The organism is Pseudomonas asiatica (genome assembly GCF_040214835.1).
GTDB lineage: Bacteria > Pseudomonadota > Gammaproteobacteria > Pseudomonadales > Pseudomonadaceae > Aquipseudomonas > Aquipseudomonas putida_Z.
This window is the reverse complement of sequence record NZ_CP157874.1, coordinates 125,001-140,944: the sequence shown is the minus strand read 5'-3', so window position 1 is coordinate 140,944 and position 15,944 is coordinate 125,001. Positions and strand designations below refer to the sequence as shown.

6 protein-coding genes, 2 tRNA genes and 6 rRNA genes (1 of these 14 only partly in view) are annotated in these 15,944 nt (G+C 56.7%); 4 read left to right on the top strand and 10 right to left on the bottom strand.

The window, feature by feature from the left end:
• Positions 1-58: 58 nt before the first annotated feature.
• On the bottom strand, positions 59-2,005 hold the full coding sequence (lapD, locus tag ABNP31_RS00660; RefSeq protein WP_085665774.1) for a cyclic di-GMP receptor LapD: 1,947 nt from the start codon (positions 2,003-2,005) through the stop codon (positions 59-61).
• 10 nt (positions 2,006-2,015) lie between these two features.
• A complete protein-coding gene (gene lapG / locus ABNP31_RS00655) occupies positions 2,016-2,777 on the bottom strand; it encodes a cysteine protease LapG (protein WP_170929341.1) in 762 nt (253 codons plus the stop codon).
• Between the two features lie 204 nt (positions 2,778-2,981).
• Here lapG and ABNP31_RS00650 point away from each other — a divergent pair, with 204 nt between their 5' ends.
• The 4 genes from ABNP31_RS00650 (at position 2,982) to ABNP31_RS00635 (ending at position 7,957) form a co-directional block, all read left to right on the top strand.
• Positions 2,982-3,671: a GntR family transcriptional regulator gene (locus tag ABNP31_RS00650; protein ID WP_025337254.1), complete on the top strand. Its 690-nt coding sequence runs from the start codon at positions 2,982-2,984 to the stop codon at positions 3,669-3,671.
• A gap of 110 nt (positions 3,672-3,781) precedes the next feature.
• Entirely contained in the window at positions 3,782-4,285 is a 504-nt protein-coding gene (locus ABNP31_RS00645) for a sigma-70 family RNA polymerase sigma factor (RefSeq protein WP_085619538.1), read from the top strand.
• Positions 4,286-4,289: 4 nt separating this feature from the next.
• The gene (locus ABNP31_RS00640; protein ID WP_350013398.1) at positions 4,290-5,246 is read left to right on the top strand and encodes a FecR family protein; all 957 of its coding nucleotides are present in this window, start codon (positions 4,290-4,292) and stop codon (positions 5,244-5,246) included.
• A 296-nt stretch (positions 5,247-5,542) separates the two neighbouring features.
• A complete protein-coding gene (locus ABNP31_RS00635) occupies positions 5,543-7,957 on the top strand; it encodes a TonB-dependent siderophore receptor (protein WP_350012901.1) in 2,415 nt (804 codons plus the stop codon).
• 133 nt (positions 7,958-8,090) lie between these two features.
• Here the strand turns inward: ABNP31_RS00635 and rrf (ABNP31_RS00630) are convergent.
• From rrf (ABNP31_RS00630) to ABNP31_RS00595, 8 genes are all read right to left on the bottom strand, one after another.
• Positions 8,091-8,206, bottom strand: a 5S ribosomal RNA gene (gene rrf, locus ABNP31_RS00630).
• Between the two features lie 109 nt (positions 8,207-8,315).
• A 5S ribosomal RNA gene (rrf, locus tag ABNP31_RS00625) occupies positions 8,316-8,431 on the bottom strand.
• Between the two features lie 136 nt (positions 8,432-8,567).
• Positions 8,568-11,459 (bottom strand): 23S ribosomal RNA (locus tag ABNP31_RS00620).
• 243 nt (positions 11,460-11,702) lie between these two features.
• A tRNA-Ala gene (locus tag ABNP31_RS00615) sits at positions 11,703-11,778 on the bottom strand.
• Between the two features lie 24 nt (positions 11,779-11,802).
• Positions 11,803-11,879 (bottom strand) — tRNA-Ile (locus ABNP31_RS00610).
• An 85-nt stretch (positions 11,880-11,964) separates the two neighbouring features.
• Positions 11,965-13,501, bottom strand: a 16S ribosomal RNA gene (locus ABNP31_RS00605).
• 446 nt (positions 13,502-13,947) lie between these two features.
• Positions 13,948-14,063 (bottom strand): 5S ribosomal RNA (rrf, locus tag ABNP31_RS00600).
• Between the two features lie 136 nt (positions 14,064-14,199).
• Positions 14,200-15,944, bottom strand: a 23S ribosomal RNA gene (locus ABNP31_RS00595) (it continues 1,147 nt past the right edge of the window).
• Together the 16S, 23S and 5S rRNA genes with 2 tRNA genes alongside form the textbook arrangement of a ribosomal RNA operon.

Sequence of the window (15,944 nt, the reverse complement as noted above, 5' to 3'; positions counted from 1 at the left end):
GGGCCGCTGTGCGGCCCTTTCGCGACACAAGGCCGCTCCTACAAGGGACCGCATGCCCTCAGCGCCAGGGGGCAGGCTCACCAACCAACTGCCCCTGAATCCCGCCTACACCCATCTCCCGCAACACCAACCGCTCACCTTCCGTCTCGACCCGCTCGGCAATCAGCGGCAGGTCGATGCTGTGTGCGGCGCGCTGGACCGCTTCTATGAACAGCCGCTTGTGCTGCTCTTGATCAATGTTGCGGATGTAGCTGCCATCGATCTTCAGGTACGCCAGGCCCAGGTGCGCCAGGTTGCCGATCATGCTGAAACGCCCACCAAAGCGTTGCAGCGCCAGGCCGAAGCCAAGCGCGTGCAGGCGCCGGGTGAGTTGCTCCAGGGCCGCCTGCTCAGGTAACTGCTCCTCGCCAATTTCGAAAACCAGCCGCGGGCCGAGCGCCGTGTTCTGGCCCAGAAGCTCGAAAACACGCTGAAGGGCCTTGGGGTCGGCCAGGGTGGCGGCGGACAGGTTCAGTGCCAACACCTGGTCATGCCCTCGAAGGTGCGCCAGCACTTTCTCCAACACCAGCACATCAAGCCGCGGCATCCAGCCGAAGCGCTCCAGCCAGGGCAGGAAGCGGCCGGCCGGCAGCGCCTCGCCCTGGCCATCCTGCAACCGCGAAATCACTTTGTGGTGCAGTACCCGTTGCGCAGAAGCGCAATCCACCACTGGCTGGAAGAACAGTTCGAAATGCCCATTGTCGAACGCCTGGTCCAGCCGCTCGTGCCAGACATGCTGGCTATCCGCGGCAACTGCAGCCACGCCTTGTTCAAGGCATACCCAACCCGGTGTTGGCTGGTTCTCGGCGCGGGCCAGGGCCTCGTCGGCAAGCTTCAGCAATGCCTGCGGTGAATCACCGGGGCTGAACGGCGCCAGGCCGATACAAGCCACCGGGTCGATATCACTGGCGCCCGTCTCGTGCAGGCTGTGCAGCGTCGCTTCCAGGGCCTGGGCAAGCTGTACCGCCTCTTCATGCACCATACCCGGCGCCAGCACGGCGAACTCGCCCCCCCGGCTGCGGGAAATCAGGTCGTTGGTTTCCGGGTAGCTGGCACAGGTGCGACGCAACTGCTCACCCACGGCCTGTAGCAACTGGTCGGTACGCTGGCCGCCAAGACGGGCGTTCAACCCCGCCAGCCCCTGGACCCGCAGCAACAGCAGGTAGCCGGCGCGCGCTTCTTCCAGATTGCTCACCCGCGTGTTCAGCTGCATCTCGAAATAACGGCGGTTGGACAGCCCGGTCAGGCTGTCCTGATAAGACTCGGCACGCAGCCGCTCACTGCGCTCGGCTTGCTCGGTAAACAGTGCCTTGAGCTTCTCGACCATCTGGTTCATCGCCTGTACTACCCGGCGCAGCTCCGGCGTGCGCGGCAACTCGGGCAGGCTGAGGAATTCGCGGCGGGCAATGGCGTGGGACTGCTCGACCATGTAGTCCAGCGGCCGCAACTGGCGACGCAGGAGCAAGGCGCCGAGTACCGCACTGGCCGCGCCACACAGCAGCAGCCAACCCAGGCTGCCCAGGGCGCTCTGCCAGAGTTTGGCAATGGCGAACATCGGGTGGCTGATTACTTCAACGCGTGCGGCCTGCTGCCAGCCGCGGCTGACGATGGCATCGCCACCGGCGGCTTCCAGGCCGATCAGGTGCACGAACCAACGCGGCACACCGCCGGGGTCCGGCTCAGCGTGGCGCTCCACCAGCACAGCATTGGAACTCAAGTCGACAACCTTGATGCTTGAGTAGTAACCACTGTCGAAGATCGAGCTGACCATCAGCTCGACCATCGCCGGGTCATCAATATTCGGCGTCAGCGACAGCGCCAGCGCGGTCGCCGCATCCTGGGCGTGCGAGCGCAACTGGTTGACGTATTGGCTGCGCGAACTTTCCAGGCTGACCATGAAACTGCCACTGAAGGCGACCACCAGGAACAGGCAAATGGCCAACAGCAATTGTTTGAACAGTGACATCTGTGCTCCTTCAGTAGACCGGCTCGGCCGGGAACCCTTCGGCCTGCATTTTCTTCAGCAAATCCTGCCAGCGTGACAACCGCTTGGTATCGCCGACCTTCTTGTTGCCTGCGGCGCCCGTCAGCCACAAACCCTCACCATTGAAGGCGTACACCGGCAGCAGGTCGGTACGCTGGCTGGCCGGCTTGATGGCATCCATCAGGCTGTCGAGCACCAATGGTTGTGCCTGTGGGCTTGAATAATAGGTCAGGACCATGTGCGCCCGGTTCTGTCGCAGCGCCTTGACGTAGGTGATGCGCAGCTTTTCGCTGGGGATGCCCATGCGCCGCAGACTGAAATACTTGGCGATGGCGTAGTCCTCGCAGTCCCCTGCGCCCTTGATCAGCGCCTGCACCGGCGTGGCCCAATAATCGACCTCATGCCACAGGTCGATATCCTCGACATAGCGCAATTGCTGGTTGAAGAAGCGGTTGACCACCTGCAATCGCTCAAGCTCCGTACCCTGCTTCTGCGTGGCCATCAGGTTCTGCCAGGCATCGATCCGGCCCTGCCCGGCACCCAAGGGGCCATACAGGGCCTGCGACTTGCGGCTGATCTGGGAAAAGTCCCAATCCGCGTGCAAGCCGCCCAGCAGCAGGCTGCCAAGCAGCACAGCAAGGCCGACACGTTGCACAACGGTTTTGAGCATCCAGGATATCGCCACTGCGAAGCCCTGTTCAGGCCAGTCGAAAGCAGCGATGGTGCGGCTTGCCACGGCAAAAGACAATGGCACCCTACAATCATGCACCCGCCGGTCACCCGACCTACACTTTCTGGTTATAACCTTCCATAGGCCGCTTCCTTTGACCGGCGACTTCATCCACCATAGCCGCGCTTTTGGGGCGCCGGTTCCATTACCGGTAAAGGTTTGACACCCCCAAGAGCTGTTACTAGTGTCATTGGATCCAACTTTAGTCATCGTTGAGGCAGACGTCGCGTGGCCGAGAAAATCAAATTGAGCAATGTGCTGGCCAGCGAGCAGCTGTTGCCGCACCAGGCCCGTGGCGTGATCGAAGAACGCCTGCGCAGTGCCATTCTTGATGGCCGCTTGCCCCCAGGTACTGCCGTAAGACAACAAGAGCTCGCCACCTTGTTCGGTGTCAGCCGCATGCCCGTGCGCGAGGCCCTGCGCCAGCTCGAAGCGCAATCGCTGCTGAAAGTGGAAATGCACAAGGGTGCGGTGGTTGCGCCCTTGATCGGCGAGGACGCGGTGGACACCTATGCCCTGCGCGTGCTGCTCGAGACCGAGGCGCTGCGCCAGTCCATTCCGCTGCTCGATGCCAGCGACATCGCCAGCGCCCGCGGGTATATCCAGCAACTGGAAAACGAAACGCGTCACGCTGAAATCGGCCGCCTCAATCGCCTGTTCCACATGTCGTTGTACAACAAGGCGCCGAACAAGAAGCTTCTGCGCCTGATCGAGGACGAACTGAATGAGGAAGAGCGCTTCCTGCGGTTTCATCTTTCGTCCATGGGCCTGGGCAAGCTCACCCAGGACGATCACAACGCACTGGCGGATGCGGCTGGCGACAAGCTGGTGGACGAAGCGGTAGCGGTGCTGGAACGGCACCTGAATAACGCATCGCGGGTAATCCGCAAGTATCTGGATACGCAACTGGGGCGCTAGCGGGTAGTGACTGCGCGCATGGTGCAGTCGGCTGGGTTGCAAAATGATCGGACCCCGCCAACAATGAGACTAATTATCATTCATGTCCATTGATGGCAGCGCCCTCACCCATGCCCAGCAACGATTCCGTGCAAACGCTCTACAGTGACCACCACGGCTGGTTGCATGCCTGGCTACGCAGCAAGCTGGGCAACGCCGCCGATGCCGCAGACCTGGCCCAGGACACCTTCGTGCGCCTGTTGCAGCGTCGCGAACACCTGCAACTGAACACGCCACGGGCGTTCCTGCGGACGGTCGCGCGCGGGCTGGTGATCGACCACTGGCGGCGCGAGGAACTGCACAGGGCCTATCTCGAGGCATTGGCACAGTTGCCGGAAGCACAGGCCCCCTCGGCCGAAACCCGTGAGCTGCTGCTGGAATTGCTGGAGCGCATCGCGCGCATGCTCGAAGGCCTCAAGCCCAAAGTACGCCGCGCATTCCTGCTGGCCCAATGCGAGGGGCTGAAGCACCAGGCCATCGCCGACCAGATGGGCATCTCGGTACGTACCGTGGAGCGCTACATCGCCGACGCGCTCTACCATTGCTACCTGCTGCGCTACACCGACGAGTGCTGAGATGATGACCGCCGCACAGCCTGGCGCAACAGCGGTCAAACAGGCCATCCAGTGGATGCTGAGGCTGCGGGAGAGCGGGCATGACCCTGCCTTGCAGCAACAGTGCAGGCAATGGCGCGCTGCCCACCACGAACACGAACAGGCCTGGCAACGGGTGATTCACCTGCATCAGGACCTCGACCTGCGTGCCGTGCCTGGCGCCGGGCTGGCTTTGCAGACCCTGGAGACCAGCCAGCGCCGCCTGCACCGTCGGCAGGCGCTGAAGCTGCTTGGTGGCGTTGCCATGGCGGGGACGGCGGCATGGCTGGGAAAAGACCTCGATGCGGTCAACACCTGGACATCGGACTACGCCACCGGCACGGGCGAACGACGCAGCTTTGCGCTTCCCGATGGCTCGCTGATGCAACTCAATACCCGCAGTGCCGTCGACCTGGCCTTCAATGACCAGCAGCGCCTGGTCCGCCTGAAGCAGGGGGAACTGATGATTGCCTGCAGCCGGCAGCGTCCCTTGCTTGTACAAACTCGTGACGCGTTGCTGGAAGGGTTCGAAGGGCGCTTTGTGGCGCGCCAGGACAGCGACTGCACGCAGGTCAGTGTCAGCCATGGCAGGGTGGCGATACACCGGCCTGGCATTGGCCCGCTGCAATGGATCGAAAGCGGCCAGAACTGGCGCCTGGATGCGCAGGGTACACACCGGCTCGAGCAGGTGGACATGGATGCGATGGCCTGGACCGAGGGCCTGATCGTCACCCGGGACATGCGCCTGTTCGACTTCCTCTCGCAGGTCAGCCGTTATCGGCATGGCTATCTGAGCTGCAGCGACGATATTGCCGATTTGCGCTTGTCGGGTGTATTCCGCCTCGAAGACCCGGAGCAACTGCTGCAACTGCTACCACGGACGCTGCCCGTGCGGCTTCGCCAACGTACACGCTGGTGGGTTCGCGTGGAGGGGCTGGCCTGATCTGACGGGGGCTATTGCGTTCAGGGCTGCTATGCAGCCCATCGCCGGCAAGCCAGCTCCCACAGGGATCGCACAAGGCCTGAGGGCTATGCAATACCTGTGGGAGCTGGCTTGCTGGCGATGGGGCGCGTAGCGGCCCAATAACTTTTTTGACGGGTTTTGAATGCCGGTCCGGCTAGGACAGTAAGCGACACCTCCTGCCCTCACACTTCAACGGACCCCTCATGCCTACCGCCCCCGTGCACACGCGCACCTTCAACGCGAATGATTTTCGACCTGTCTTGCACTCAGTGCCTTTGCGCAAAGCAGTCCGGGCTGCCCTGTTTGGCACCGCCTTGGGCCTTACAGCCGTCACGCAACTTTCCATGGCAGCTGAAACGGCCCAGATGAGTCACCACTATGCGATCCCGGCCGGCCAGTTGGATGACGTGCTCAACCAGTTCGCCCGCCAGGCTGGCATCACCTTGTCGAGCACACCCCAGCTCACCCAAGGCTTGCAGTCGAACGGCCTGCAGGGGCAATACCCAACCGATCAGGCACTGCACCAGTTGCTCAATGGCAGCGGCCTGGAAGCCGTCAGCCAGGACGGCCGGAGCTACGTGCTGCAGGCACAACCCCAAAGTGCTGCATTGTCATTGCCAGACACCGATATCCGCAGCTTCACCCTCGGCAATGCACTGGGCAGCACGGAGGGTTACAACGCTACCCATAGCCAAGTGGCGACCAAGACCAGCATGCCGCTGGTAGAGACATCACAATCGGTCTCGGTGGTTACCCGACAGCAGATGGACGACCAAGGCTCACAAACCGTTGCCCAAGCCATGCGCTACACACCTGGGGTACTGACCAACCCCTACGGGGCGACCCATCGTTATGACTATGTGGCCATGCGAGGCTTCAACGACGGCTCGGTGGACAACATCTACGTCGACGGGCTCAAGTCGATGGGAGACAACGGCACCTACAGCACAATGCAGGTGGACCCGTACTTCCTGGAGCGCATCGATATTCTCAAGGGACCGTCTTCGGTACTGTATGGCCGTAGCTCGCCAGGAGGCCTGGTGGCGCTGACCACCAAGAAGCCGCTGTTTACCCCCTACCATCAAGTCCAGGCCACCATCGGTACCCAAGGCCAGCGTGGCATGGGTTTCGACTTCAGCGGCCCCGTGGATGACGACAAGCGTATCGCTTATCGCCTGACAGGCCTGGCGGATACTTCCGACACGCAGTTCGACCACAACAAGGAAGAACGCTACGCCATCGCGCCGGCCGTCAGCATCGACTTCAGCGAAGACACTTCGCTGACCCTGCAGGCCTACCTGCAACACGACCCCAACGGCGGCTATCACGGCGGTAACCCCGCAGATGGAATGCTGCACAAACGCAACGGCTTGCGCCTGTCGGACCACTTCTTCGAGGGCGAGCCGGGTATCGACAACTACGAGCGTACCCAACAGTCCTTCAGCTACCAGTTCGAGCATCGCTTCAACGATGTATTCACGGCACGCCAGAACTTCCGTTATCAGGATTCCGACGTGTCGATGGACCAGGTGTATTCCGCCGGTTGGGCGGATGCCGACAGCAATATCCTCAACCGCGCCTATACCGGCGGCGACGAACGCCTGCATTCGTACATCATCGACAACATGCTGCAGGCGGAATTCTTCACCGGGGCCGCCAAACACACCTTGCTGCTGGGCACCGACTACCAGCGACGCAAGGCTGATGTGGCCTGGCGTTATGGCACAGTCGATCCGTTGGATGCAGGCAACCCGCAGTACGGCAACGGCAACCTTCAGGTGCTGGGCGAGAACCGCTACCAGCGGCGTTTGCAGCAAACGGGCGTTTACCTGCAGGACCTGGTGGAGCTGAACCAATGGCGCTTCTCGTTGGGGCTGCGCCAGGACTGGGTGAAGGTGTCCGAGGAGAATCGCGACAGCAACACCAAGGTCAGTGACCAGCGCTCCAGGTTCACTACCCGCGCAGGTGTGCTCTACCTGTTCGAGAACGGTATTGCGCCCTATGTCAGCTACTCGGAGTCGTTCAACCCCAATACCGTATCCGACCAGCAAGGCCGCCCTCTGGCACCGACCGAGGGCACTCAATGGGAGGCTGGTATCAAGTATCAGCCGCCGGGTAGCGACAACCTGTTCACCGCATCGGTGTTCCGCATCGAGCAGGAGAACCTGGCCTCGAAGCAGCCTGACGAAGATTTCTATCGCCCTGTAGGGCAAGTGCGCTCACAAGGGCTGGAACTGGAGGCCCATGTGCAACTGACCGACAGCTTGAAGCTGCTGGGCGGCTATACCTTTACCGATATCGAGTACGCAAAGTCGATGCCCAGCCTGGTGTCTGGCAACCTGGATAACAAGGGCAATTCGCCAACCCAGGCACCGAAACAGATGTTCTCGCTTTGGGCTGACTACAACTTCCACCAGGGGGCCCTGGATGGCCTGCGCTTGGGCGGTGGGGTGCGGTATGTGGGGTACAGCTGGGTGGATGCGGAAAACAGCATGAAGGTGCCCTCCTATACCCTGTTCGACGCCTCGATCGGCTATGACCTGGGCAAGGTCGGCCTCCAAGGGATGGATGTACGCCTGAACGCCAATAACCTCACCAATGAAAGCTACATCACCTCGTGTGCAAGCCTGAACTACTGCTACATGGGTGAAGAGCGCAATATCAGTGCCACGGTCAGCTATCAGTTCTGACTCTATGATGGTCGCTACGCGTCCGATCGCGACACAAGGCCGCTCCTACACGGGAAGCGCGCTCGCATGAAAGTGCGCCCCCGGAAAAGACAAAGCCCCTGTCTGCATCGCAGACAGGGGCTTTGGATTTGAATCTTGACGATGACCTACTCTCACATGGGGAAACCCCACACTACCATCGGCGATGCATCGTTTCACTGCTGAGTTCGGGATGGGATCAGGTGGTTCCAATGCTCTATGGTCGTCAAGAAATTCTGTGTGCTGGCCCGTCCCTCGGACGTACCTGCGAATCTCTGTAGTTCCTACTTAAAGACAAAACCCCTACCTGCATGCGCAGATAGGGGTTTTGCGAAATGAATCTTGACGATGACCTACTCTCACATGGGGAAACCCCACACTACCATCGGCGATGCATCGTTTCACTGCTGAGTTCGGGATGGGATCAGGTGGTTCCAATGCTCTATGGTCGTCAAGAAATTCTGTTGCCAGAATGTCCAGATGGACAGCCCAGCGAATTCGGATATGCGATATTTGTGATGTTGCGAACTTTCGGTTCTTTCGTCTTCACCACCACAATTTGGCTTTCGTGCGCAAATTGCTTGGGTGTTATATGGTCAAGCCTCACGGGCAATTAGTATTGGTTAGCTCAACGCCTCACAGCGCTTACACACCCAACCTATCAACGTCGTAGTCTTCGACGGCCCTTCAGGGGATTCAAGATCCCAGTGAGATCTCATCTTGAGGCAAGTTTCCCGCTTAGATGCTTTCAGCGGTTATCTCTTCCGAACATAGCTACCCGGCAATGCCACTGGCGTGACAACCGGAACACCAGAGGTTCGTCCACTCCGGTCCTCTCGTACTAGGAGCAGCCCCTCTCAAATCTCAAACGTCCACGGCAGATAGGGACCGAACTGTCTCACGACGTTCTAAACCCAGCTCGCGTACCACTTTAAATGGCGAACAGCCATACCCTTGGGACCGGCTTCAGCCCCAGGATGTGATGAGCCGACATCGAGGTGCCAAACACCGCCGTCGATATGAACTCTTGGGCGGTATCAGCCTGTTATCCCCGGAGTACCTTTTATCCGTTGAGCGATGGCCCTTCCATACAGAACCACCGGATCACTAAGACCTACTTTCGTACCTGCTCGACGTGTTTGTCTCGCAGTCAAGCGCGCTTTTGCCTTTATACTCTACGACCGATTTCCGACCGGTCTGAGCGCACCTTCGTACTCCTCCGTTACTCTTTGGGAGGAGACCGCCCCAGTCAAACTACCCACCATACACTGTCCTCGATCCGGATAACGGACCTGAGTTAGAACCTCAAAGTTGCCAGGGTGGTATTTCAAGGATGGCTCCATGAGAACTGGCGTCCCCACTTCAAAGCCTCCCACCTATCCTACACAAGCAAATTCAAAGTCCAGTGCAAAGCTATAGTAAAGGTTCACGGGGTCTTTCCGTCTAGCCGCGGATACACTGCATCTTCACAGCGATTTCAATTTCACTGAGTCTCGGGTGGAGACAGCGCCGCCATCGTTACGCCATTCGTGCAGGTCGGAACTTACCCGACAAGGAATTTCGCTACCTTAGGACCGTTATAGTTACGGCCGCCGTTTACCGGGGCTTCGATCAAGAGCTTCGCTTGCGCTAACCCCATCAATTAACCTTCCGGCACCGGGCAGGCGTCACACCCTATACGTCCACTTTCGTGTTTGCAGAGTGCTGTGTTTTTAATAAACAGTCGCAGCGGCCTGGTATCTTCGACCGGCATGGGCTTACGGAGCAAGTCCTTCACCCTCGCCGGCGCACCTTCTCCCGAAGTTACGGTGCCATTTTGCCTAGTTCCTTCACCCGAGTTCTCTCAAGCGCCTTGGTATTCTCTACCTAACCACCTGTGTCGGTTTGGGGTACGGTTCCCAGTTATCTGAAGCTTAGGAGCTTTTCTTGGAAGCATGGTATCAACCACTTCGTCGCCTGAAGGCAACTCGTCATCAGCTCTCGGCCTTGAAATCCCGGATTTGCCTAAGATTTCAGCCTACCACCTTAAACCTGGACAACCAACGCCAGGCTGGCCTAACCTTCTCCGTCCCTCCATCGCAATAACTGGAAGTACAGGAATATTAACCTGTTTTCCATCGACTACGCTTTTCAGCCTCGCCTTAGGGACCGACTAACCCTGCGTCGATTAACGTTGCGCAGGAAACCTTGGTCTTTCGGCGTGCGAGTTTTTCACTCGCATTGTCGTTACTCATGTCAGCATTCGCACTTCTGATACCTCCAGCAAGCTTCTCAACTCACCTTCACAGGCTTACAGAACGCTCCTCTACCGCGTCATCAAAGATGACACCCGTAGCTTCGGTGCATGGTTTGAGCCCCGTTACATCTTCCGCGCAGGCCGACTCGACTAGTGAGCTATTACGCTTTCTTTAAAGGGTGGCTGCTTCTAAGCCAACCTCCTAGCTGTCTAAGCCTTCCCACATCGTTTCCCACTTAACCATGACTTTGGGACCTTAGCTGACGGTCTGGGTTGTTTCCCTTTTCACGACGGACGTTAGCACCCGCCGTGTGTCTCCCATGCTCGGCACTTCCAGGTATTCGGAGTTTGCATCGGTTTGGTAAGTCGGGATGACCCCCTAGCCGAAACAGTGCTCTACCCCCTGGAGTGATACATGAGGCGCTACCTAAATAGCTTTCGAGGAGAACCAGCTATCTCCGAGCTTGATTAGCCTTTCACTCCGATCCACAGGTCATCCGCTAACTTTTCAACGGTAGTCGGTTCGGTCCTCCAGTCAGTGTTACCTAACCTTCAACCTGCCCATGGATAGATCGCCCGGTTTCGGGTCTATACCCAGCGACTAAACGCCCTATTAAGACTCGCTTTCGCTACGCCTCCCCTATTCGGTTAAGCTCGCCACTGAATATAAGTCGCTGACCCATTATACAAAAGGTACGCAGTCACCTAACAAAGTAGGCTCCCACTGCTTGTACGCATACGGTTTCAGGTTCTATTTCACTCCCCTCTCCGGGGTTCTTTTCGCCTTTCCCTCACGGTACTGGTTCACTATCGGTCAGTCAGTAGTATTTAGCCTTGGAGGATGGTCCCCCCATATTCAGACAAAGTTTCTCGTGCTCCGTCCTACTCGATTTCATTGACAAGAGATTTTCGTGTACGGGGCTATCACCCACTATGGCCGCACTTTCCAGAGCGTTCCACTAATCTCAAATCAACTTAAGGGCTGGTCCCCGTTCGCTCGCCACTACTAAGGGAATCTCGGTTGATTTCTTTTCCTCAGGGTACTTAGATGTTTCAGTTCCCCTGGTTCGCCTCTTGCACCTATGTATTCAGTACAAGATACTCAGCTTGTGCTGAGTGGGTTCCCCCATTCAGAGATCTCTGGATCACAGTCTGTTTGCCGACTCCCCAAAGCTTATCGCAGGCTACCACGTCTTTCATCGCCTCTGACTGCCAAGGCATCCACCGTATGCGCTTCTTCACTTGACCATATAACCCCAAGCAATCTGGTTATACTGTGAAGACGACATTCGCCGAAAATTCGCATGTTGCTCTTTCGAGCAGAACTCACAAATTTTACCTTAGCCTGATCAACCAGCAGTGAAACTGGTCATCAGTCTATATCTATCACATATCCGAATTTTTAAAGAACGATCTGACAAAAGCCAGAAATCAACATTCGAAGCGAATGTTCATTTCTAAGTTCTGACAAGCTACTGCGTACGGCAAAAGTGGTGGAGCCAAGCGGGATCGAACCGCTGACCTCCTGCGTGCAAGGCAGGCGCTCTCCCAGCTGAGCTATGGCCCCGTATTCTACGGCTGAACCATGTAATGGTAGGTCTGGGCAGATTTGAACTGCCGACCTCACCCTTATCAGGGGTGCGCTCTAACCAACTGAGCTACAGACCTATAACAGGGTCGCGTTACAGCATCGTCTTTTACAATGAATCAAGCAATTCGTGTGGGAGCTCATCAGCAGGCTGATGTCGTCGATTAAGGAGGTGATCCAGCCGCAGGTTCCCCTACGGCTACCTTGTTACGACTTCACCCCAGTCATGAATCACACCGTGGTAACCGTCCCCCCGAAGGTTAGACTAGCTACTTCTGGTGCAACCCACTCCCATGGTGTGACGGGCGGTGTGTACAAGGCCCGGGAACGTATTCACCGCGACATTCTGATTCGCGATTACTAGCGATTCCGACTTCACGCAGTCGAGTTGCAGACTGCGATCCGGACTACGATCGGTTTTGTGAGATTAGCTCCACCTCGCGGCTTGGCAACCCTCTGTACCGACCATTGTAGCACGTGTGTAGCCCAGGCCGTAAGGGCCATGATGACTTGACGTCATCCCCACCTTCCTCCGGTTTGTCACCGGCAGTCTCCTTAGAGTGCCCACCATGACGTGCTGGTAACTAAGGACAAGGGTTGCGCTCGTTACGGGACTTAACCCAACATCTCACGACACGAGCTGACGACAGCCATGCAGCACCTGTGTCAGAGTTCCCGAAGGCACCAATCCATCTCTGGAAAGTTCTCTGCATGTCAAGGCCTGGTAAGGTTCTTCGCGTTGCTTCGAATTAAACCACATGCTCCACCGCTTGTGCGGGCCCCCGTCAATTCATTTGAGTTTTAACCTTGCGGCCGTACTCCCCAGGCGGTCAACTTAATGCGTTAGCTGCGCCACTAAAATCTCAAGGATTCCAACGGCTAGTTGACATCGTTTACGGCGTGGACTACCAGGGTATCTAATCCTGTTTGCTCCCCACGCTTTCGCACCTCAGTGTCAGTATCAGTCCAGGTGGTCGCCTTCGCCACTGGTGTTCCTTCCTATATCTACGCATTTCACCGCTACACAGGAAATTCCACCACCCTCTACCGTACTCTAGCTCGCCAGTTTTGGATGCAGTTCCCAGGTTGAGCCCGGGGCTTTCACATCCAACTTAACGAACCACCTACGCGCGCTTTACGCCCAGTAATTCCGATTAACGCTTGCACCCTCTGTATTACCGCGGCTGCTGGCACAGAGTTAGCCGGTGCTTATTCTGTCGGTAACGTCAAAACAGCAAGGTATTAACTTACTGCCCTTCCTCCCAACTTAAAGTGCTTTACAATCCGAAGACCTTCTTCACACACGCGGCATGGCTGGATCAGGCTTTCGCCCATTGTCCAATATTCCCCACTGCTGCCTCCCGTAGGAGTCTGGACCGTGTCTCAGTTCCAGTGTGACTGATCATCCTCTCAGACCAGTTACGGATCGTCGCCTTGGTGAGCCATTACCCCACCAACTAGCTAATCCGACCTAGGCTCATCTGATAGCGCAAGGCCCGAAGGTCCCCTGCTTTCTCCCGTAGGACGTATGCGGTATTAGCGTTCCTTTCGAAACGTTGTCCCCCACTACCAGGCAGATTCCTAGGCATTACTCACCCGTCCGCCGCTGAATCAAGGAGCAAGCTCCCGTCATCCGCTCGACTTGCATGTGTTAGGCCTGCCGCCAGCGTTCAATCTGAGCCATGATCAAACTCTTCAGTTCAATACTGCTTGGGTTTTTAAGAAACCCTAAACTTGGCTCAGCAATCTCAAATGACTATGTGATTTCTCGCATGGCCACTTGTGATGCTGATAATCTTTGTGACTATCAATCCGTACTCACAAGCACCCACACGAATTGCTTGATTCGATTTGTTAAAGAGCGTTTGGTTAAGAGCTTTTCGTCTCAACCGAGGCGCGCATTCTACGCTTTCCTCAGGGCCTGTCAAGCGTTTATTTTGAAGTTTTTGCGAGAAACTCGTTTAACTTCAAACACTTAACTCGCTTCGATCTCTCGTCGCGGGAGGTGAATAATACAGCATTCGGAAACGCTGTCAACCACCTTTTTACCACCACCGGCTGGCCTTCAGCCTACCAGGAGAAGCGATAGCTTCTACTTAAAGACAAAACCCCTACCTGCATGCGCAGATAGGGGTTTTGCGAAATGAATCTTGACGATGACCTACTCTCACATGGGGAAACCCCACACTACCATCGGCGATGCATCGTTTCACTGCTGAGTTCGGGATGGGATCAGGTGGTTCCAATGCTCTATGGTCGTCAAGAAATTCTGTTGCCAGAATGTCCAGATGGACAGCCCAGCGAATTCGGATATGCGATATTTGTGATGTTGCGAACTTTCGGTTCTTTCGTCTTCACCACCACAATTTGGCTTTCGTGCGCAAATTGCTTGGGTGTTATATGGTCAAGCCTCACGGGCAATTAGTATTGGTTAGCTCAACGCCTCACAGCGCTTACACACCCAACCTATCAACGTCGTAGTCTTCGACGGCCCTTCAGGGGATTCAAGATCCCAGTGAGATCTCATCTTGAGGCAAGTTTCCCGCTTAGATGCTTTCAGCGGTTATCTCTTCCGAACATAGCTACCCGGCAATGCCACTGGCGTGACAACCGGAACACCAGAGGTTCGTCCACTCCGGTCCTCTCGTACTAGGAGCAGCCCCTCTCAAATCTCAAACGTCCACGGCAGATAGGGACCGAACTGTCTCACGACGTTCTAAACCCAGCTCGCGTACCACTTTAAATGGCGAACAGCCATACCCTTGGGACCGGCTTCAGCCCCAGGATGTGATGAGCCGACATCGAGGTGCCAAACACCGCCGTCGATATGAACTCTTGGGCGGTATCAGCCTGTTATCCCCGGAGTACCTTTTATCCGTTGAGCGATGGCCCTTCCATACAGAACCACCGGATCACTAAGACCTACTTTCGTACCTGCTCGACGTGTTTGTCTCGCAGTCAAGCGCGCTTTTGCCTTTATACTCTACGACCGATTTCCGACCGGTCTGAGCGCACCTTCGTACTCCTCCGTTACTCTTTGGGAGGAGACCGCCCCAGTCAAACTACCCACCATACACTGTCCTCGATCCGGATAACGGACCTGAGTTAGAACCTCAAAGTTGCCAGGGTGGTATTTCAAGGATGGCTCCATGAGAACTGGCGTCCCCACTTCAAAGCCTCCCACCTATCCTACACAAGCAAATTCAAAGTCCAGTGCAAAGCTATAGTAAAGGTTCACGGGGTCTTTCCGTCTAGCCGCGGATACACTGCATCTTCACAGCGATTTCAATTTCACTGAGTCTCGGGTGGAGACAGCGCCGCCATCGTTACGCCATTCGTGCAGGTCGGAACTTACCCGACAAGGAATTTCGCTACCTTAGGACCGTTATAGTTACGGCCGCCGTTTACCGGGGCTTCGATCAAGAGCTTCGCTTGCGCTAACCCCATCAATTAACCTTCCGGCACCGGGCAGGCGTCACACCCTATACGTCCACTTTCGTGTTTGCAGAGTGCTGTGTTTTTAATAAACAGTCGCAGCGGCCTGGTATCTTCGACCGGCATGGGCTTACGGAGCAAGTCCTTCACCCTCGCCGGCGCACCTTCTCCCGAAGTTACGGTGCCATTTTGCCTAGTTCCTTCACCCGAGTTCTCTCAAGCGCCTTGGTATTCTCTACCTAACCACCTGTGTCGGTTTGGGGTACGGTTCCCAGTTATCTGAAGCTTAGGAGCTTTTCTTGGAAGCATGGTATCAACCACTTCGTCGCCTGAAGGCAACTCGTCATCAGCTCTCGGCCTTGAAATCCCGGATTTGCCTAAGATTTCAGCCTACCACCTTAAACCTGGACAACCAACGCCAGGCTGGCCTAACCTTCTCCGTCCCTCCATCGCAATAACTGGAAGTACAGGAATATTAACCTGTTTTCCATCGACTACGCTTTTCAGCCTCGCCTTAGGGACCGACTAACCCTGCGTCGATTAACGTTGCGCAGGAAACCTTGGTCTTTCGGCGTGCGAGTTTTTCACTCGCATTGTCGTTACTCATGTCAGCATTCGCACTTCTGATACCTCCAGCAAGCTTCTCAACTCACCTTCACAGGCTTACAGAACGCTCCTCTACCGCGTCATCAAAGATGACACCCGTAGCT